Origin of the sequence: Vibrio tritonius (genome assembly GCF_001547935.1) — a bacterium.
GTDB lineage: Bacteria > Pseudomonadota > Gammaproteobacteria > Enterobacterales > Vibrionaceae > Vibrio > Vibrio tritonius.
Genome location: NZ_AP014635.1, coordinates 1,506,763 through 1,526,713 on the forward strand (window position 1 = coordinate 1,506,763; position 19,951 = coordinate 1,526,713).

17 protein-coding genes are annotated in these 19,951 nt (G+C 43.1%); 8 read left to right on the plus strand and 9 right to left on the minus strand.

Annotation, left to right across the window (positions count from 1 at the left end; all coding sequences use genetic code 11):
• Positions 1-109: 109 nt before the first annotated feature.
• Positions 110-502, plus strand: a complete 393-nt coding sequence (locus JCM16456_RS06755; protein ID WP_068713487.1) for a hypothetical protein — start codon at positions 110-112, stop codon at positions 500-502.
• Between the two features lie 94 nt (positions 503-596).
• Here JCM16456_RS06755 and JCM16456_RS06760 read toward each other — a convergent pair whose 3' ends face one another.
• Positions 597-1,073 carry a MarR family winged helix-turn-helix transcriptional regulator gene (locus tag JCM16456_RS06760; protein WP_068713488.1) on the minus strand — a complete coding sequence of 159 codons (477 nt, stop codon included), beginning with the start codon at positions 1,071-1,073 and terminating at the stop codon, positions 597-599.
• Between the two features lie 382 nt (positions 1,074-1,455).
• Between JCM16456_RS06760 and JCM16456_RS06765 the strand changes: the two genes are divergently transcribed.
• The 3 genes from JCM16456_RS06765 to JCM16456_RS06775 all read left to right on the plus strand — a co-directional run bounded on the left by JCM16456_RS06765 (position 1,456) and on the right by JCM16456_RS06775 (position 7,358).
• On the plus strand, positions 1,456-3,027 hold the full coding sequence (locus tag JCM16456_RS06765; RefSeq protein WP_068713489.1) for a BCCT family transporter: 1,572 nt from the start codon (positions 1,456-1,458) through the stop codon (positions 3,025-3,027).
• A 209-nt stretch (positions 3,028-3,236) separates the two neighbouring features.
• Positions 3,237-5,120: a methyl-accepting chemotaxis protein gene (locus JCM16456_RS06770; protein WP_068713490.1), complete on the plus strand. Its 1,884-nt coding sequence runs from the start codon at positions 3,237-3,239 to the stop codon at positions 5,118-5,120.
• Between the two features lie 354 nt (positions 5,121-5,474).
• Positions 5,475-7,358 carry a methyl-accepting chemotaxis protein gene (locus JCM16456_RS06775; RefSeq protein ID WP_068713491.1) on the plus strand — a complete coding sequence of 628 codons (1,884 nt, stop codon included), beginning with the start codon at positions 5,475-5,477 and terminating at the stop codon, positions 7,356-7,358.
• A 363-nt stretch (positions 7,359-7,721) separates the two neighbouring features.
• Here the strand turns inward: JCM16456_RS06775 and JCM16456_RS06780 are convergent, their stop codons facing one another.
• The 4 genes from JCM16456_RS06780 to asnS all read right to left on the minus strand — a co-directional run bounded on the left by JCM16456_RS06780 (position 7,722) and on the right by asnS (position 13,467).
• Positions 7,722-8,438 carry a 3'-5' exonuclease gene (locus JCM16456_RS06780; RefSeq protein WP_068713492.1) on the minus strand — a complete coding sequence of 239 codons (717 nt, stop codon included), beginning with the start codon at positions 8,436-8,438 and terminating at the stop codon, positions 7,722-7,724.
• An 8-nt stretch (positions 8,439-8,446) separates the two neighbouring features.
• Positions 8,447-10,336 carry a DUF294 nucleotidyltransferase-like domain-containing protein gene (locus JCM16456_RS06785; RefSeq protein ID WP_068713493.1) on the minus strand — a complete coding sequence of 630 codons (1,890 nt, stop codon included), beginning with the start codon at positions 10,334-10,336 and terminating at the stop codon, positions 8,447-8,449.
• Positions 10,337-10,598: 262 nt separating this feature from the next.
• A complete protein-coding gene (locus tag JCM16456_RS06790; protein WP_169795766.1) occupies positions 10,599-11,789 on the minus strand; it encodes an amino acid aminotransferase in 1,191 nt (396 codons plus the stop codon).
• A 277-nt stretch (positions 11,790-12,066) separates the two neighbouring features.
• The gene (asnS, locus tag JCM16456_RS06795; RefSeq protein ID WP_068713495.1) at positions 12,067-13,467 is read right to left on the minus strand and encodes an asparagine--tRNA ligase; all 1,401 of its coding nucleotides are present in this window, start codon (positions 13,465-13,467) and stop codon (positions 12,067-12,069) included.
• A 390-nt stretch (positions 13,468-13,857) separates the two neighbouring features.
• Between asnS and JCM16456_RS06800 the strand changes: the two genes are divergently transcribed.
• Positions 13,858-14,325 (plus strand): ASCH domain-containing protein, encoded by a 468-nt coding sequence (locus JCM16456_RS06800; RefSeq protein WP_068713496.1) that lies wholly within the window; start codon positions 13,858-13,860, stop codon positions 14,323-14,325.
• A 47-nt stretch (positions 14,326-14,372) separates the two neighbouring features.
• Here the strand turns inward: JCM16456_RS06800 and JCM16456_RS06805 are convergent, their stop codons facing one another.
• The 3 genes from JCM16456_RS06805 to JCM16456_RS06815 all read right to left on the minus strand — a co-directional run bounded on the left by JCM16456_RS06805 (position 14,373) and on the right by JCM16456_RS06815 (position 16,371).
• Complete coding sequence (locus JCM16456_RS06805; protein WP_068713497.1) at positions 14,373-15,266, minus strand: GntR family transcriptional regulator; 894 nt, start codon at positions 15,264-15,266, stop codon at positions 14,373-14,375.
• Between the two features lie 227 nt (positions 15,267-15,493).
• Complete coding sequence (locus tag JCM16456_RS06810; RefSeq protein ID WP_068713498.1) at positions 15,494-16,018, minus strand: NAD(P)H-dependent oxidoreductase; 525 nt, start codon at positions 16,016-16,018, stop codon at positions 15,494-15,496.
• Positions 16,019-16,056: 38 nt separating this feature from the next.
• Positions 16,057-16,371: a DUF1330 domain-containing protein gene (locus JCM16456_RS06815; RefSeq protein ID WP_068713499.1), complete on the minus strand. Its 315-nt coding sequence runs from the start codon at positions 16,369-16,371 to the stop codon at positions 16,057-16,059.
• 205 nt (positions 16,372-16,576) lie between these two features.
• Here JCM16456_RS06815 and JCM16456_RS06820 point away from each other — a divergent pair, with 205 nt between their 5' ends.
• The 3 genes from JCM16456_RS06820 (at position 16,577) to JCM16456_RS06830 (ending at position 18,455) form a co-directional block, all read left to right on the plus strand.
• The gene (locus JCM16456_RS06820; protein ID WP_068713500.1) at positions 16,577-17,539 is read left to right on the plus strand and encodes a LysR family transcriptional regulator; all 963 of its coding nucleotides are present in this window, start codon (positions 16,577-16,579) and stop codon (positions 17,537-17,539) included.
• A 171-nt stretch (positions 17,540-17,710) separates the two neighbouring features.
• Positions 17,711-17,977, plus strand: a complete 267-nt coding sequence (locus JCM16456_RS06825; RefSeq protein ID WP_068713501.1) for a hypothetical protein — start codon at positions 17,711-17,713, stop codon at positions 17,975-17,977.
• Positions 17,978-17,993: 16 nt separating this feature from the next.
• A complete protein-coding gene (locus JCM16456_RS06830; RefSeq protein WP_068713502.1) occupies positions 17,994-18,455 on the plus strand; it encodes a GNAT family N-acetyltransferase in 462 nt (153 codons plus the stop codon).
• 94 nt (positions 18,456-18,549) lie between these two features.
• Here the strand turns inward: JCM16456_RS06830 and JCM16456_RS06835 are convergent, their stop codons facing one another.
• On the minus strand, positions 18,550-19,713 hold the full coding sequence (locus JCM16456_RS06835; protein ID WP_068713503.1) for an ankyrin repeat domain-containing protein: 1,164 nt from the start codon (positions 19,711-19,713) through the stop codon (positions 18,550-18,552).
• Between the last annotated feature and the right edge of the window lie 238 nt (positions 19,714-19,951).

The following is a 19,951-nucleotide window of genomic DNA, read 5'->3' on the forward strand; positions in this document are numbered from 1 at the left end:
TTTCGTGCATTAGATCGGGGATGACCCTACAAAAGACCACGAATATTTGGTATAAAACGCGCTTCAATTTTCACCACTGCACCAACGCAGTGAAATGGAGACATACTCAATGAGACTTGCTCATAAGCGTAAAGTGCAGGCAAAACTGCAAAAACGCATGAAAGCGATTGTAGCTAATCTATCTTCAACGCCAAAAGTAGCAAAAGCAGCTAGCGCAAAAAAAGCTGTTGCAGAAAAAACGGTAAAAGCCGTTCCAGCAGCTGAAAAAGTTGTAGCCGCGACTAAGGCGACTGTTGCTTTAACACCAAAGCAACAACAAGTATTAGATATCGTTGCAGCAAACGCTGAAGGTATTAATCCAAAGTCAATTGGTTTGGCTGCAGGCCAAGAAGATGCGAAAGCGGCTTCTTGGGCAACTGGTGCTTTGAAAAAACTATTAGACGAACAGCTAGTAGTCAAAGAGCAGTTAAGTGGCAATAAAGTTATCTACAAAGCCATTTAATCCACACTAAAAAGTGTCGATAGCTTTATTATAAAAGAGAGGCCCCGCATTAGCGGGGCCTCTCTTTTTGGTGTCACCGATAAAATTACGAGCATTACTCGTGGTGAGAAATACTGCCTATTTCTAACATCGGAGCCACATCCATCTTCTCAGCATTCATCATTGCAGATAGACGCTGTACTGAAGAAAGCAGCAAAGTTTGCTCCCATTCGTCAAGCTTTTGGAAACGCTCAACAAAGTTATCCTGCAGCGGCTGTGGTGCTTTAGCCAAAATTTCACGGCCTTGATCGGTCAAATAGGCGTGAACTTTACGTTTGTCTGATTCACTGCGAACACGAGTTACGTAACCGTTGCGTTCTAAGCGATCCAAAATCGTGGTCGCTGTCGCTTGGCTCATGTTGGTGTTTTTCGATAACTCGCGAATGGTGACTTGCCCAAGCGTGTCAATCGAACGCATCAAAATAAGCTGAGGTCCTGTTAAACCTGCATGTTTACTTAACTGTTTCGAATGTAAATCGATGGCGCGTATGATCTGGCGGATGGCAACCAGAACTTCTTCATGTTTTTCCAATTTATCCAGTCCATAAAGAGGGTTCAAATTTCAGCGGGGACAATAACGCACTTAAGTGCTGATGAAAAGTGTTGAAGTCATACTTTTTTTTCCCCATTACGATGCCATATTCAACCACATGTTATGTGGTGAAATGTTTCGTCTAGTAATTAATTTTGTATGGCGTTATGGCTAACGTCTAATCATAAAAAACCTAATTTAACGTTTTATAGGTTAATTTTTCACCATTAGGTGGACGAAATAATGTATGTATGTATACTGTTGTGCCTCGATGAAATCCGAAATTAAGTATGTAGACGAAACAATTAGATTGAGATTGTGTCTCTCTTGTTTTGACAACACACGTATTAGGGTCCATCTGGAATAATCTAAGAGAGGTCAAATGACGAAGGGTATCGATAAATACAGTATTGATAATACGGATTACACGATTGGACAGGATAATGTCCAAAAATGGGGTTTTGATGTTCATAACTCCGTATTCGGCATTAGTGCTGGTTTAATTTTATTGTTTTTGGTCGCCACGCTAGTGACTGATCCAGAAACAGCAAAAACAGCCCTTAATGGGGTAAAAAATCAGATCATTAACCACTTTGACGTCTTGTTTATGTGGTCTGGTAATATTTTTGTAATTTTCTGTTTAGCACTGATCGTGTCGCCGTTTGGTCGTATTCGCTTAGGCGGTAAAGAAGCGACTGCAGAACACTCTTTCCTATCATGGCTTTCAATGCTGTTTGCTGCGGGGATGGGGATTGGTTTGATGTTCTGGAGTGTTGCTGAGCCTGCTGGTTATTTTTCTGGTGCGTATAGCACGCCGCTGAATGTCACAGCCAACACACCTGAAGCAGCTAAAGTAGCATTGGGCGCGACCATGTTCCATTGGGCGTTACACCCTTGGGCAATTTATGGTGTTGTTGCGCTTTCTTTGGCATTTTTCTGCTACAACAAAGGCTTGCCTCTTTCTATTCGCTCTATCTTTTTCCCAATTTTGGGCGACCGAGCATGGGGTTGGGCTGGGCACATTGTTGACATCTTAGCTGTGTTGGCCACCTTGTTTGGTCTTGCAACCTCGTTAGGTTTGGGTGCACAGCAAGCGGCAAGTGGTATCCATCACGTATTTGGTATTGATGCCGGTATCGGTTTACAAATTTTCGTGATTATTGGTGTAACCATCTTGGCAACCATTTCTGTGGTCCGCGGTATTGATGGTGGGGTTAAGGTTATCTCTAACATCAATATGGTGATCGCATTCGGTCTATTGATTGCATTGGCATTGATTGGCTATTCAGTGACCTTCAGTACCATTCCTGAAACCTTAATGGGATATGTGGAAAACATCATTTCCTTGAGTAATCCACATGGTCGTGAAGATGAAAACTTTATGCACGGTTGGACAATCTTCTACTGGGCGTGGTGGATTTCATGGTCACCATTTGTTGGTATGTTCATCGCGCGTGTATCAAAAGGTCGTACCGTTCGTGAGTTTATGACTGCTGTGCTGATAGTGCCTGCGGTTGTGACACTGGTATGGATGTCGGTATTTGGTGGTCTAGCGATTGATCAAATCACCAATCATATTGGCACATTAGGTACTCAAGGCCTAAACGACGTATCACTGGCTATGTTCCAAATGTTCGATGCTCTGCCATACGGTAACGTATTATCTATTATTGGTGTTGTATTAGTGTTGGTGTTCTTTATTACATCATCGGACTCTGGCTCTCTGGTTATCGATAGTATTACCGCTGGTGGTAAACTGGATGCGCCTGTGCCACAACGAGTATTTTGGGCATTAATGGAAGGTGCGATTGCGATTGCATTACTGTGGATTGGTGGTAGTGACGCTATCCAAGCTCTACAAGCAGGTGCTATCTCGACTGCGTTACCATTTACCGTCATCTTATTGCTGATGTGTGTAAGCTTGGTCAAAGGGATGAAAACCGAAACGTTTTAATCTCAATACCACAGAAAATATCCGCGTATTACAAAGGGCCAATTTATTGGCCCTTTTTGTTGTTTATGTAATAGGTTAAATTGCTAACTAGCGAATAATGCTATCATTTCTGTTTATGTTGCTAGAATGTGCTGAATAAATATCGTGCAAATCTGCATATAATTCTATACTATCTAATTTCTCAATTGTGCAATGACAGAAAACTATATATGCAACTATCTCTAAAACAGAAACTGATCGGAGTTAGTCTTTCCGCTGTATTTTTGGTAGCTGGTATTTTGACATGGTTGTCAATTTCTCACATCAATAAACAGACGATGCACGACCTTCAATTGCGGGCCACAACCGTAGTCGATAGGTTTGCGAAAGGGATTTCTGATTGGGCCGATCAACGTCGCCAAGTGACCTTGACCGTTAACGATTATATTCAACAACCCAACCTTTCCTCTTATCTAGCCCAAGCGTCAAAGGGCGGAAACATTTTTGAAGTCTATTATGGGACTGAACAAGGCACCATGGTTCGCTCTGTGCCTAAACCCATGCCTGATGGATATGATCCTCGAGCCCGCGGTTGGTATAAAGATGCTCATGCAGCTAATGACCAGATCATCACAGCGGCCTATCGTGGTGCGACTAGCCAGAAGATGATGATTACCATCGCTCAGCCAGTGTATCAAAATGGTCAATTTACCGGAGTCGTTGGCTCCGATGTGTTAATTGACCAGATGGTTGAAGATATCGTGAATGTAGATGCGGGTAAGAACACGCAAGCACTATTGATTGACGCCCGTGACGGTACATTGCTTGCTCATAAGAATGCGGATTTACGTCTTAAGGCGGTTGATAAAATCAATCCTCAGTTGACTATGAGTACGGTTTTAAATGCTGCTCAGCAACATAAGATGCTGTCAATTGATGTTGATGGAGCCAATAAATTCTTCTTCTTCAAAAAAATTGACAACACACCATGGGTATTTGGCTTAGAGTTGGATGCGAAAACAGAGTTTAGTGCCCAAAGTTCTCTGGTGACGTCGCTCGTACTTGCGGTGGTGATCCTAACTATCTTAGCAGTGGCTGTGGTTTCTTGGCTGGTGAGTTATTTAACGGCAGATTTAGTTCGCGTCTCCAATGCATTAGGTGACATAGCTTCAGGTGACGGGGATTTAACTCAACGTTTAGAACCACGTAGCGATGATGAAGTGGGTAAATTGGCAGCAAACTTCAATACCTTTGTGGGCAATATGCACACCATGGTGACTCAATTAAGCCACATTTCAAGTTCGTTGAGCACGCAAGCAAAAAGTACCGCCGACCATGCTCATGAACGTAATTCGCGAATCCGTTTACAGCAAGATGAAATCAATATGGTGGCAACTGCCATTAATGAAATGGCGGCTGCAACCCAAGAAATAGCGGGTAATGCAGATAACACAGCCAGTCATGCATCGGAAGTGGTGACAGCATCCGTTGACGGTGCAGCGCAAGTTAACCAGAGCCAGCAATCGATCGATTCGTTAGCGAAAGAAGTGCAAAGTGCCACGCTCGTGATTCAAGACCTCGAAGCACATGCTGCAAGCATCAGTAGTATTCTTTCTACGATTCAAGGTATTTCAGAACAAACAAACTTACTGGCACTCAATGCAGCAATTGAAGCGGCGCGCGCTGGTGAACAAGGACGTGGTTTTGCAGTAGTGGCTGATGAGGTTCGAGTGCTTAGTCAACGTACTAATGCATCTACTCAAGAAATTCAGACCATGATCGATACGCTGCAAAGTACCACAGCTAAAGCCGTGACAATGATGAAAGCCAGTGGTGATTTATCATCAACATCGGTGGAAGATGCATTATCAGCCGCTGCAAGTTTGACTCAGATTCAGCACGCAGTCGAAAGTATCAGTGATATGGCGACACAAATCGCTTCTGCTGCAGAAGAGCAAGCTCTGGTTACATCGGAAATTACCCGCAATACAGAGGGGATTCGCAATGTGTCGAATGAGCTTGCGCAAGATGCGCATGAGGCGTCTACTCAGGCGGCAGCACTCTCTGATTTATCGCATCAACTGGATAATGAGATTAAACGTTTTAAACTTTGATCTGCTCAAAACATTCCTGAAAGACTGGTTAAGGCCAGTCTTTTTTTTGCCTATCACTAAGCCTATTTCTTTCCTTGCTTTGAGTATGGGATCCTAACCTCAGCCACTAACACTGCTTTGTTATAATAGTAATCTTTTGTAACATAATGTATAAATATCAGTTGCTTACTGGTTTTGTTTCGCCGTAAATTTGTTGTGTAAGCGTCAATATTTAGACGAAATAGAGTAGAGTAAATAACCTAGCGTAATAAAGAATCAGTTAGTTATAAAATCTAGTAAATCGCCTGTACAAAGTATGAAATTAGTCTACTATCTGGCTTTCATACTATTTCAGGCTACGATTTTACCTTTTTTATGAAATTATCATTAAAACAGAAATTGATGCTGGCAAGTTTGGCGGCGGTGGTGTTAATGGCAGTTGCCTTAACATGGCTTGCAGCGCTGCAACTTAAGCAAGAAACGCAAAGCAATGTGCAACTTCGAGCGCAAGGAATTGCTTCAACCGCAACCAAAGGTATCTCTGACTGGATTGGTCAAAGTGCTTATATTGTTGCTGCGGCTGAAGATAACGTTGATGACGCACAATGGCTTAATTTTTTACAGCAAACTCGTAAAGCGGGTGGATTTGACGACGTCTATTTTGGCACCGTTGATGGAGAGATGCGTCGTTCTCGACCTGAGCGAAATCGTGCAGGGTACGATCCGCGTACCCGCGGTTGGTATAAAGATGCGCAAAGTGCGGGTAAGCAAATCATTACTGAAGCCTATAAAGATGCCATCACTGGTGCATTAATGGTCACCATCGCCGAGCCGATTACAGTTAACGGCCAGTACAAAGGCGTGCTAGGAGCCGATGTATTAATTGATCAACTTGTTAGCAACGTTATCAACATTAAAGCAGGTAACAAGGCTCAAGCCATGCTAATTGATGGCAATAACGGTACGTTACTTGCGCACACGAACAAAGACCTTATTTTAAAAGGGACGACTGAATTTGACTCATCATTAACGATGAGCCGTATTCAAGATGCGATTGCTTCAAACGATTTGATGCCTTTTAACATCGGTGGTTCTGATAAATTGGTTTATTTCACTAAGGTGAAAAGTACCCCTTGGATTCTTGCTGTTGCATTAGATAAAAACAGTGAATTCGCAGGCTACGATAGTATGCTGGTACGTTTAGTGTCGGTTGCTCTGGTCATCACTGTGCTGGTTATTTTGGCGGTGTACTCCTTGGTAAATGTGTTAACCAAAGATTTGGTTCGCGTCTCCAAAGCTCTTGAAGAGATTGCCTCTGGTGATGGCGATTTAACACAGCGTTTAGAGCCTCGTAGTGATGATGAAGTGGGGCGTCTCGCGAAAAACTTCAACGTGTTTGTCAGCAATATGCACAACATGATGATGACGTTAAGCAGCATTTCAAGTTCGTTAACCAGCCAAGCAAGTAACACAGCTCACCATGCTGAAGAGCGTAGTGCTCGAATTCGAGTGCAACAAGATGAAATCAATATGGTGGCGACGGCGATTAATGAAATGGCAGCCGCAACCAAAGAGATTGCCGGTAACGCTGATCATACAGCAAGCAGTGCTAACGAAGCGGTAGATGCCTCTGTGCATGGCGCAGGCCAAGTAACACAAACGCAAACATCAATCGCAAATCTTGCCGATGAAGTGGTAGTGGCGACGGGTGTCATTGAAGAGCTACAAACGCACGCGTCTAGTATCAGTACTATTTTGTCGACGATTCAAGATATTGCGGAACAAACCAACTTATTGGCATTGAATGCGGCCATTGAAGCGGCGCGTGCTGGTGAACAAGGGCGTGGTTTTGCTGTGGTTGCCGATGAAGTTCGTATTTTAAGTCAGCGTACTCATCAGTCGACCAAAGAGATTCAAAGTATGATTGAAACTCTGCAATCCACCACCAATAAAGCGGTTGGTATTATGACCGACAGCCGTTCACTGGCGGATACTTCTGTTGATGACGCAACCGAAGCATCGGCAAGTTTGACGCAGATTCAAAAAGCAGTTGAGATGATTAGCGATATGGCAACGCAAATTGCATCAGCAGCAGAAGAACAAGCTTCGGTAACATCGGAGATCACCCGTAATACTGAGGGTATTCGCGATGTGTCCGACGAACTCGCTTCTGATGCACATGAAGCCGCAGCTCAAGCAAGCAGTTTGTCTGATTTGTCTCATCAACTGGATGAACAAATCCGTCGCTTTAAGCTTTAAGCTAAGTCGCTATTTTAAAACTCAAGCCGCTCGTTTATCACGAGCGGCTTTTTGCTATTTATTGACTACTGCTAATAGATAATTGGTAATAAATTCAGAGTGTTAAGTGTGTCATTTTGACTTCGGCGCATGATCCCCCCTCTAACTACTCCCTAAAAACCCAAGGGGGGAGGACCAGACTGAGTTCGCTGTAAATTTCACCATTTTTCCTGTGGCTAGAGCGCATTTTCAAACACTGCAGACCATACGGCTCGAGTGTATTGATCGCCGCGAACTAGATCAGGCCCCCGCCTTCTTTAGAGGGTGGGCTGGGGAGGGAGCCAGCGTGCGCTGAACCTACTGTATCAAATGCGATTTCACCATTTATAGCCAGTAATTATGCAGAGGATCTTGCTTCGAGAAGTGATGCGCGATTTGAGCTTGAAACAGCTCTGCTGTTGCGATGGCATCAGTTAACGCGTGATGCGGTGTATAAGGGGGGAGACTGTATCGCTGGCGCGACTGACCGAGTCGGACCGATTGGGGCTTTTTCCCCTTAATCCAGTTCCATAAACCGCCACTGTCACGATGTTGAATTAACTGTTCAAGCGTCATCGTATCGATAACTGGAAACTCAATGCCTTCGTTAATTCTGCGGCGCAGGGCTTTATCCAGCAGCTCTCGTTCTATTTTACGATAATGCACAACCATGACCTTTCCCTGCATAATTTCAAGCACGTCTGCCATTATTTCAGAGAGATCGGGGGCGTCCATAATATCACTGTGCGTAATGCCATGAATAATCACCGAATCTTCATTAAGCTTTTGCCTTGGTCGAACAGTCCAGTGGCGAGCACGATTAAGATAAATGCGGTTTAACGTAAATGGCACAGCACCGATAGTGATGATCTCATCTTTATCGATGTTTAATCCCGTGGTTTCATAGTCAATCGCCAGAAATTCCACCTCATTTAAAGGTGTGTTTTTGTCTGGTAACTCATGAGAATAGAACGATTGTATCAGCGGATGCTTAGCCATTTTTAGCTTAGCCTGAAACTTATATGGCCAATCGATACTAGGTGTTTTGAAATTGGGTTTCATCGTCTTCCTTATTTCAATGCGTTACCCGCTTGATAGCGATACTTAAGAAAGTTCTGTGCACTGCTTAAAATCTGAAAAGCATCTTTTAAGTTACGGCGTTCAAAGTCAGAGAGGTTCTCTGGTTCGATATTGTTGTCCGGTTCTTGGTCTTGCTCAACATCAAAGGCTTGGTGGCGAATACGCACCGTCGAGATAAATTCCAATGCATCGCGTAAATCTTCGCCGCGACCTTTAGGCAAAATGCCTGCGGCAATAATATCATCGAGGCGTTCAAAGGAGTTCTTCGCCCGTGATCCAACCGCGAGCGCATGGACGCGAATCAGATCCGCCAGCGGTGCAGTACCGCGTCGTTTCAAATTGATTGAGTTATTATGACGACCATCTTTTTCCATAACGAAATTTTTGAAAAAGCCCAGTGGTGGTGTGCGGTTGAGTGCATTACGAGCTAAACAGGCGAGGAAGCGGTTATTGCGACGAGCACGACGAACAATATAACCATTTAACTGTTCCGCCCATTTTAACTTCCCAGCGACACCATCAAGGTCGAAGAAAATGGATGCGTTTAGTAGCGCTTTTGGATTTGGGTTATCAATCCAATCGGCAAAGCAATCTTCCCATTCACGCCTAGTCATACGCCACAATGGGTTGGTAGCCATAATATCGCCAGTACAATAGGTGTAACCGCATTTATCGAGACCATCGCATATAAATTTAGCAAAATCAGCAAAATACTGGCCGTGCAGCTCTTCATTATAGGTATCGTCCAAAATAATCGCGTTATCTTGGTCGGTTACGACTAACTGTTCATCCCGTCCCATCGAGCCCAACGCTAGGAAACAATAGGGAATTGGGGCTGGGCCTAAGTTTTCTTCTGCTAATTCGATAATGCGCTGTTTAAAGCTCCGGCCAATGGTCGACATCGCTGTGCCAATCATATGGCTATTGGCGTCTTCATTTACCATACGCACAAAACTGCTTTGTACTTCTTCAGCGACTTGTGCCAGATCGTCGACGGTGTGCTGTTGAAAAATACTGCTCACTAATAGTAGCGAGTTTTGCGATTCATAACGCACGATATCGGTTATTTCGATAATACCAATCGGTGTACGGTCTTTAAGGATAGGTAAGTGGTGTACGTTATAGCGCAGCATCATCAGCATCGCTTCATATACATAAGCATTATGGTCAAGTGAAATAACATCGGTAGACATCACTTCACTCACACTCTCGTCGTGATTGATCCCTGCAACTAACACGCGGCGGCACAGGTCTCGGTCGGTAATGATACCGATAATAGGTGAGGTTTCGTCTTCGTTATCCTCTAAAATATCGGGATCGATGATCAGAACAGAGGAGATATTTTCTTCCGCCATTTTGATCGCCGTTTCTTGGATAGTGGTCTCTTTATATACGAAAGGCGCGTCGCCAGTGAGCAGAGTTTTGGCTTTGACTGTGGTGAGATCGTTCTCTTCGGTTTTGCTGGAGATCGCGTGACGCAGACGTGCATGATTGTCTACTTCAACGAAGTCAGCAAATACATCAAATTCATCATAGAGCTTTTGAAATACGGCATTTGGAATGCAATAAACCAGAGAGTCTTCGGTAGCGGTAGCAGGAAAGCGGACTTTGTTGTTGGTTAAAAGCCCCATTTGACCGAATATATCTCCTTCAGTCATACGGTTATAAAGTTCCCCTTTGCGGCGGTAGAGTTCAACAACACCACTACGGATAACATAAAGATCTTCAATATAGTCGCCAAAATGGATGATCGGTGTATCTTGGCGATAATATGCGATCTCAATATTTTGCGCGACTTCTTCGAGCGTGTCTTCGGGAAGTTCATTAAAGGGTGGGTATTGGCTGAGAAAGTTCTTTATTTCTAGCAGCTCGGCTTCCATCGAGGGCTCCTTTCGTTACGTCTTACAGGTATTTCCTGTATAGGCTTGGCGTGGTTATACCCAAATTTGCATCGGCAATAATCAGTAAACAGACCGTCTACTCAGGTAAGATGCATCATCATTTATCTTGAGACATTTGGGTTTTGGGAATACTACACTAATTTTAGCTAAAACGCAGAAACAGGGGGTGTTTGTGATTGGAAAATAAGCAAAAAGCTGGCAATGCCAGCTTTTGGGAATAAATTAAGGCAGGGTGAAGAAACTAAAGAACCGCAGCGACGCCTTTGCAAAGTGGCAACATGTTTGCTTTTGTCATACCAGCAACACTGATGCGACCAGATCCTACGATGTAGATACCAAAATCCACTTTCAAACGTTGCACTTGTTCTTTATTCAAACCAGAGAAAGAGAACATGCCGTTTTGACGTTCGATAAAGCTAAAGTCGGCACTAACGCCTTGTTCTTTTAAGGTGTTCACAAATAGGCTGCGCATTTCGTGAATACGTTCACGCATTTCCGCAACTTCGACTTCCCACTCGGCACGCAATGCGTCGTTATTGAGGATATGAGTAACGACTGCCGCACCATGCGCTGGTGGGTTAGAGTAGATAGAACGGATAATCGCCTTCGCTTGCGAGAACGCTTGTGTGGCTGTATCTGAATTTTTAGCAACCAACGTAAATGCGCCTACTCGTTCATTGTACAAACCGAAGTTTTTAGAGAACGAACTAGCCACCAAAATTTCAGGGTTGTATTGGGTAAATAGGCGTAGTCCTGCCGCATCCTCTTCAACCCCTTTGGCAAAGCCTTGGTAAGCAAAGTCAAATAAAGGCAGTAAACCTTTAGTTGATACCAATTTTGCTAAGGTTTCCCACTCTTCTATAGTTGGATCAATGCCGGTCGGGTTATGGCAGCAGCCGTGCAGTAGCACTACGTCGCCCGGTTTTGCTTCTGCAAGATCCGCTAGCATAGCCGGAAAGTCTTTTGCTTTGGTTTCTGGGTTGTAATAAGTGTATTGGGCAATTTCCAAGCCAGCATTTTTAAACACAGAATGGTGGTTGGCCCATGTTGGGTTGCTAATCCAAATTTTTACGTCGCCAAGTTGGCGTTTAATGAATTCACCCGCAATACGCAGCGCCCCAGTACCACCTGGTGCTTGTGCGGTTTTTGCTCGTTGTTCAGTAACGATGGTCGAATCTGCACCAAATAATAGCTTTTGCACAGCAAGACCATAATCCGCCATCCCTTCGATACTGAGATACGATTTTGTTTTCTCATTATCTAACAGGGCTGCTTCTGCTTTTTTCACTGTCGCGAGAACGGGAGTCTCTCCTGCCTCGTTCTTGTAGATGCCTGCGCCAAGGTTGATTTTTTCTGCACGAGGGTCTTTTTTAAACTCTTCAGTCAAACCGAGAATAGGGTCTGCTGGAGCCGCGACAATTTTTTCAAACATAATGGTCATCCATGTGTGGTTATGAGGAAAGGGGTCAATTACCTATTTATACCTTCACGCAGATGCGGTGACAACAGGGGATAACATAAAAATTCAAAATAATTTCACATTGTTCTTATACATTTTGAACAGTGTCTTTTTATTATGCAAAAAATCTGCATTTACAACGCACTTATAGCGTATTGTTCTTAAGAGTAGTACGTAAAAAAGGGCTATCGAATGATAGCCCTTGGCAATATTATGGATAGATGCAAACAGTAACTGTTTGCAAAAATCTTTAGTAGTTTGCGCTACGTGGAGTACGTGGGAATGGAATCACGTCACGAACGTTACCCATACCTGTTACGTATGATACTAGACGTTCGAAACCAAGACCGAAACCTGCGTGTGGCACAGTACCGTAACGACGTAGGTCGCGGTACCAGCCCATGCTTTCAGGTTCGATACCCATTTCAATCATACGCGCGTCCAATACATCTAGGCGCTCTTCACGTTGAGAGCCACCAATGATTTCACCGATACCCGGAGCAAGAACGTCCATTGCAGCAACGGTTTTGCCATCGTCGTTCATACGCATGTAGAACGCTTTAATGTCTTTAGGGTAGTTCTTCACGATAACTGGCGCTTGGAAGTGTTTTTCTGCCAAGAAACGTTCGTGTTCAGAAGCAAGGTCGATACCCCATTCAACTGGGAATTCGAACTCTTGACCTGATTTGATCAGGATGTCGATTGCGTCGGTGTAATCTACTTGAGCAAAGTCAGACGTCACGAATTTCTCTAGACGAGTGATCGCTTCTTTGTCGATACGTTGAGCAAAGAACTCAAGGTCATCACGACGTTCTTCAAGTACTGCTTTGAACACGTATTTCAACATGTCTTCAGCCAGTTTTGCTACGTCATCAAGTTCAGCAAATGCTACTTCTGGTTCAACCATCCAGAATTCTGCAAGGTGACGGCTAGTGTTTGAGTTTTCAGCACGGAAAGTCGGGCCGAAAGTGTACACTTTAGAAAGAGCACAAGCGTAAGCTTCTGCGTTCAACTGACCAGATACCGTTAGGAACGTTTCTTTACCAAAGAAATCTTCGTTGAAGTCTACTTTGCCTTCTTCTGTGCGAGGTAGGTTTTCCATGTCTAGCGTTGAAACGCGGAACATTTCACCTGCGCCTTCAGCATCAGCTGCAGTGATAAGTGGTGCAGAAACCCAGTTAAAACCTTGTTCGTGGTAGAAACGGTGAATCGCTTGTGATAGACAGTTACGAACACGTGCCACAGCGCCAATTACGTTAGTACGTGGGCGAAGGTGTGCTACTTCACGAAGGTATTCGATAGAGTGGCGAGTTTTTGCCATTGGGTAAGTGTCGGCATCTTCAACCCAACCAACCACTTTTACGTTAGTTGCTGCAAGTTCAAAATCTTGACCAGAAGCTGGAGACTCAACAACAGTACCTGTTACTTCAACAGAACAACCCGTTGTTAGCTTTAGAACTTCTTCGTCGTAATTATTTAGATTATTAGGGACCACGGCCTGGATCGGGTTGAAACAAGAGCCGTCATAAATGGCAAGGAAAGAGATTCCAGCTTTGGAATCACGACGTGTGCGAACCCAGCCGCGTACAGTGACTTCACTGTCAACTGCGAGCTTGCCGCCAAGAACGTCTTTTACAGGCGCGTAAGTCATGTTGGTTTATGTCTCCATAGAAGTAAAAATTCAACCTAATGCCGCCTTGCTCTGGCTGAGCAAAAAACAACCGAAACATCAGGTTGTAGAGAATTTTACAAAATCAACGAAACATATTACCTGTCAATTCGCACGCTTCAACCTTTAATGTGCCTAAAATGAACAATATTTATGCGAATAGACCAGTTTCTTGGTAAAAATCGATTTTTTCTGATGTTGATGCTCAGAATCTGATCCATGAGATTCTTATTTACCATTCATCGCAAAGAGGATCTGCTTATCCGCATCCGCCAGGCTATCAGAGCTAGCGCATAACGGAAAACAGTATCTTGAGGTTACTTGGGTATACATGTTAGATTCATTAAATCAGTAGCTTATAAGAATGCACTAATGAATCCAGAGCATAGAGAGTTTCTCAACCAGTATCTTGCCACTTTAACCATAAGCGCTCGGGAGAATATACCGAATGTTATTGCAGAGTATTTTTGTGCCGATGAAGAAAATGCGAATGAATGTGCTCGTTTGGTTAATAATGGCATCAAAACCGCGACCTGCAGCTTTAAAAAGGGCTACGAAGCGAAAAACGAACCGCTGCCTAAAGTAGGGCAACTCATGGTTGTGCTCGATTGGGAACAAAATCCTGTGTGCATTGTTGAAACGACGAAAGTGTCGGTATGCGCCTTTGGGGATGTAGACAGCGAATTTGCAAGGGCAGAGGGAGAGGGCGATCGCTCTTATTCATGGTGGCGAGAAGCCCATATTGATTTCTTTCGCGATTATGCACAAGAACTGGGCTGTGAATTTAACGACCAGTCTGAAATTGTTCAAGAGTGGTTTAAAAAGGTCTATCCCCGTTAATTTTCTATATACACAGTTAGTTAGATTCTTTACGTAAGCATTAGCGTTTATTTAAGTAATTGATCAATTTTGGTGATATTGCTTATGGTGCTTTCAATATGTTGGCGAAGGTAGTCAGAGGCTTCCACATTTTTACCAGCTTCAAGTAAATCAAGAAGATGCAAATGTTGATGTACCTGCTCTAGGTAACGGGTGCGGTCCTTCATCGTGCGATAGGAAAGTAGACGACGCACGTTATTGATTCGCAATAAAGTATCGGAGAAAAATGGGTTGCCTGAGGCTTCCACAATCGCTTGGTGAAATTTAACGCCACGTTCGTGTAACTGGTCGGCCGTAAATGTTTCAACATCCGCTTCCAGCATTTCTAATTCCGTCTTGCGGCATTGATCTATGGTCTCTTGTGCGAGATGATAACTTGGCTCTAGCAGAGCTGCTGGTTCAAGCGCCATGCGGACGCGGTAAGTCTGGATTAAGCTTTCTGGTGTGGTGAGCATTGAGGTGAAAGTCCAGCCGTAACCGGGCTTTTTAATGATCCAACCTTCTTCAGCAATTCGTTTTAGAACACTCTGTAATTGTACACTGGTTAAGTTATAGCGCTGTTTAATCTGTTTCTCTGAAAACACATCTTCTAAATCACCGTTTAAGCGATCTTCAGCCATCTGAAAATAAACTGATTTTACGATGTCTTGCTCAACTAAGCCCATTTCATCGAGCATATCATCAGTCGGTTTATCAATGACGTGAGCCAAAAAATAGCCGCGCATCGGTTGCTTTTCCAAAATACCTTTATCCGCTAACGTTTCAAAAGCGCGATTGATCGGGCTGCGAGATAAGCAGAGTTTATCAGCAAAATATTGAGCAGATAAATGTGCCCCTACCGGAGTACGCTCTTGATTTAGAAGATTGATAATTTTGGCCGCGGTGGTGTGTTTTTTGGTCATGTCTCGATAAAGATACAATTACAACAAGGTGGGCTAAGAGTAGCGCTTAATCTGCTATTAATTCAAGCAAGTAATTGTAGGTTAAACTGTATTAGGTGTTGAAAAGGTTACCTAAATAGGTGAACGAATATTTCCCTTCAAGGTGGGTATTTATTCCCTTAGCTGAACATGATGCCATCGCCCCTTAGCGGCTATAGATGAAAATCTAAGGGGCTTGGAGGCATGGTTTATTCGTTAAGTCTTGCCGCCAAATGCGCCTTAAAGTTGGCAAGCGTTTCTGGCGTCGCTCCCATTGCTTCATAGAAATAGAGTGGCTTGGCGTAACTCATTCCTACATAAAGCGCACTCGCTTTCATCGGCGTTAGTACCTCTTCCATTGTGCTTTGCACTAATCCTGCTGGTGAATACGTGTGCTCAGTTGCCCCAGCAGTGGTCACTACCAGCATTTCTTTGCCGACTAACGCCTTTCCCTCTGGGCCAAACGCCCAACCATAAGTCCAAACTTGATTGAGGTAAGCTTTAAGCATCGGGGTAAGGTTAAACCAATGAATCGGGAACATAAACACGATACGATCCATGCCGATACATGCGTTTTGTTCAGCGGCCACATCGATGCTGCCAATATCGTCTCCGTACAAAGACTCAAGATTTCGCACCGTTACATTTTCGCTAGAAAGCGCAGCATTTTGTAGCGATTTTATCGCGGTCGATTGACTAAAATAGGGATGTGAAACAATCACTAATGTTTTCATAAATGGATTCCTAAGGTGAACGAATAAAGCGAAGAGAATTAAGCAGAGATAGCCGTTAGGCCTTGAACTAACCAGCCATTGGCTTGAGAGCCAGCATGGCGGTAGCGCACGATGGCTTGGTACGCATCGGAAGCATACCAACCTTGAGCCGCTTGCATGCTGTCAAATTGAAGGATCACGATATTGCCTTGGGGCGCTTGACCTTCAAAAACCTCAAGAGCACCGCCTTGTACCAGCATTTTTCCGCCGAAGGCTTCATAGGTCTCTTTTACTTGGCTAAGGTAAGGCTGTAGCCGTTCGATATCGGTTATTTGGGTATCGAAAATAAAATATGCGGGTTGTTGATGTTCCATAGCGGCCTCAGATTAAATGAACTTACGGAGTGTTGAATCGGTGCTAGATTGGTTTCGCCATTGCTTAGCGCCTTATCAACGTTAGTTGTCATTATGCTTGGATATATTTATAACGTTAATGGTAGGTATAGTTGAATTATTTATAACTTTGAGTTAATAATTATTTGTTTCAAAGCGAGAGAGGTCTGAGTGAGTAGGAGTAGATGTGGATATTTCACAACATGTTAGGGCAATCATGTCGTTTGTCGAATCTGCCAATACGGGGAGCTTTTCACAAGCGGCTCGTAAGCTAGGGATTAGCCCCGCAGCGGTGAGCAAAAATATCTCAGGGTTAGAAACCGTTTTAGGTGTGCGACTGATGAATCGTACCACTCGAAAAGTGGGCCTAACTGAAGAGGGCATTGCCTTTCTCACTCAGGCGCAAATAGCGTTGAATGCTCTTGAAAATGCGGTTGATAGCATAGTCGCTAAAAAAGTGGACACGAGTGGTCATGTGCGGATTTCAACCTCCGCTTCCTTTGGTCGAGAGCAGCTGTTGCCCGCATTGCCCAGTTTAATGGCGCGTTACCCTCAATTAACCGTTGAAGCGGATTTTGATGATCGCCTTATTGATTTGGTTAACGATGGTTACGATATTGCGATTCGTGGTGGACGAATCATGGATTCTTCTTTGATCACTCGTCCAGTGTGTCGTCTTAATACCGTATTGGTTGCTTCGCCCGACTATCTTGCTCAGCACGGTGTTCCGCAAACTATGGAACAATTAAGGGAGCATAAATTGCTGGCTAGACGATTTCTCGCTGGTAAGGTTCCACCGTGGCATTATAAAAATGCGGATGGCAGCTTAGCACTATTTGACCCGCATCCTGCCGCTTTAACTCTCTCAGAGCCGGAGTCGTTGGCTTACGCTGCAGCGTCTCACCTTGGTATTGCTCAAGTCGGTGTGCATCATGCCTACCCATTTTTACAGGCGGGAAAACTGAAGGTTGTTTTGTTGGGTATACATGATCCAGGCAATTACGAAATGGTGATTCAATATCCTCATCGCTCGCTCATTGCGCCCAGAGTGAAAGTTACTGTGGAACATCTTTTGGCGCATTTTGAACAAGATAAAGCACTGCATATTCCGTTGGATAGCCTAAGACAGTACCAATATTTTCCTCACTAACTATGTATTAGTAAATTAGAATATTAACGCACCAATTCATCTAATTGGTGGTATTTAAAAACATAGTCATCAATAATCGAAAAAGCGAAGTTTTTGTAAATTGTTATTGATAGAGAAACTCAGCTCGGGTAATTTGTCACCATACGATATTTAATTTAACCAAGGTGTTAAATGAATCAAGAACGATGGAAAAAAACATTTAATAAAGATTTTATTCGCTGTGTATTTTATGAAGGAATTTTGGTTTTTGGAACTATTTCATTTGTTGGGAATTCCTTGTTTAAGTACTTTGATCAAGGCACGAATTTCTCCTCAGGGAATCTCTTGCAAACATATGTTTCAAGTATATTTAGTGGTTTTATCTATGGTGTAGTTATTTGGTTTTTCTCGAGTAAAAAGCGAAAAAGAAGAGGTGAAACGGTGAACGCTAACCAATAACCTCTATGAGGAATATATGATTATCAGACAAGCAAACGTAAGCGAATTTGATGTAATTTACGCACTCGGTTTTGATGTTTGGGGGGAGGGATTCTCTTTCCCTGACTATTTATCTCTGTGTCGTAGCAGTCAAAAATATCAACGTGGCACATGGTATGTATTAACCCTAGAAGAGCAAATTGTCGCAGCTGCTATTATTTATGGTTGCGGACATTTTGGTTTAGGCACGGGCTTTTATGGGCTAGGGTCACTCGCCACTTCTCATTTGCACCGCCGCCAAGGGTATGGTGCTGCACTTACCAAAGCCATTGGCAAGATGTTGTTAGAACGACCAGAAACAAAAGCGATCTATCTACATAGTGATATTGATCCTCAGTTTTACCAGAAGCTCGGTTACCGCCGTATTGGTGGTTCACAATGCCTCTATCTAGCGAAAGAGCAACAATCTATGCCTGATACAATTCCCGATTATTTTTAGATTGTAAAACGGTACTGAGAAAACTACTTACATCGTTATCTAAGCGATGTAAGTAGATTATATAGAATTGACAACTAGCTCGTTTAATAAAACCTTAAAGTCCTAACGCTGAACTTATTTGTTGTTTTTGTTCTTCCGATATTTTGAGTGAATTAAATAAATTTGCTAAGTGCGATTTTTTCTTTTCGCGATCTGTTAACTTTGCACCACTGTTAACTAAGGCAGTAAGTTTTTCCTTTTGTATTTCAAATTCATCATCATTATCCACTCTATTTAGTAATACAACACTAATACCAAGTATACTCGGCATGCGTCCATCTTCGACATTAACATCCAAGCCTTTATCTATTAGTGCCGTAATCGTCGCTGGATCTTGAATTCGCTTGGAACTTAGGCATGAAATCAATAAGCTTTTTCTAGCTCTAGTATCAAGTGTCGAGATGTCTAGGTCAGGAAGAAGTGCACGTACCATTTCATCATTGGCGCCATTTTGGATCATTTCGGCAAGTAAAATCGGGCCATTTTCTCTGAGCTTGCTATTGGGGTCGATCGTAACTAAAGTATTGGCCAAAATCGAATCTTCCAAATTATCGGTAAAAGCTAACTGTGGCAGAATATGGAAATACATATCATCAAAAAGATAGCCGCTGTTAAATAGATAATCGATTTTTGACTTGCCAAGACTCAAATCGTTGCTTCGCTGTATTAATTTAACAATGCTTTGGTAATTGGGGCTGTTGAGATTTTGAATATGGTCAACAATCAATCGGAAATTGACTAGGTTAGCATTTTCAGCTGCAACCATTAACGGAAAATCGTCATGTGTAGGTGCGGCATCGATGGTCATTTTGCGACTCAGTAAGCGTTCGATAAGCTTGGTATTATTCTCTGAGATCGCCAAGTTTAATAAGGTCAATTGTGCACGCAGATCCTTTGCCCAATAATCAAGCGACTTTTGTCCAATAAAATCATTCCACTGAATTTTATCTAAATTAGATAGGCTATAACCATAGCGGTTTAGCTCACGTTCGACAATGTTGCTCCCCGCTAAATCACTAGTAAAAACAACATCTTGCTGTGGGCTTTCCTCGGTAGTTGCGAACGTATCGCTACTTAGATAGTCGTCATCGTTTGGTTGTTCATCGCTGTTAGCTGTAGCCGTAGTGGTTTGTTCTGGTGATGATAAAGTTTGTGAAACACCATAGCCAATCACGCCAGAACCGATAGACGTGATAAGCAAAAGATAGGGCAACTTCATTATTTAAGCCTTTCGTTATTTAGCTATTTATATTATTGAATGCGAGCTTGAAGAGAATGCGATTCATTTTTATCTGGCGGACAATTTACAATAAAACCGTATGAAAGATAAATGTTTGTATTAATTTATTACAATTAAATAACTGATAAATAGAATAATAATTTATTTTAAGCAAATTCTTATATAAGAAAATGAGGTGCTTTAACCAATATTGGCGTAATTGATCATGCAATGCAGA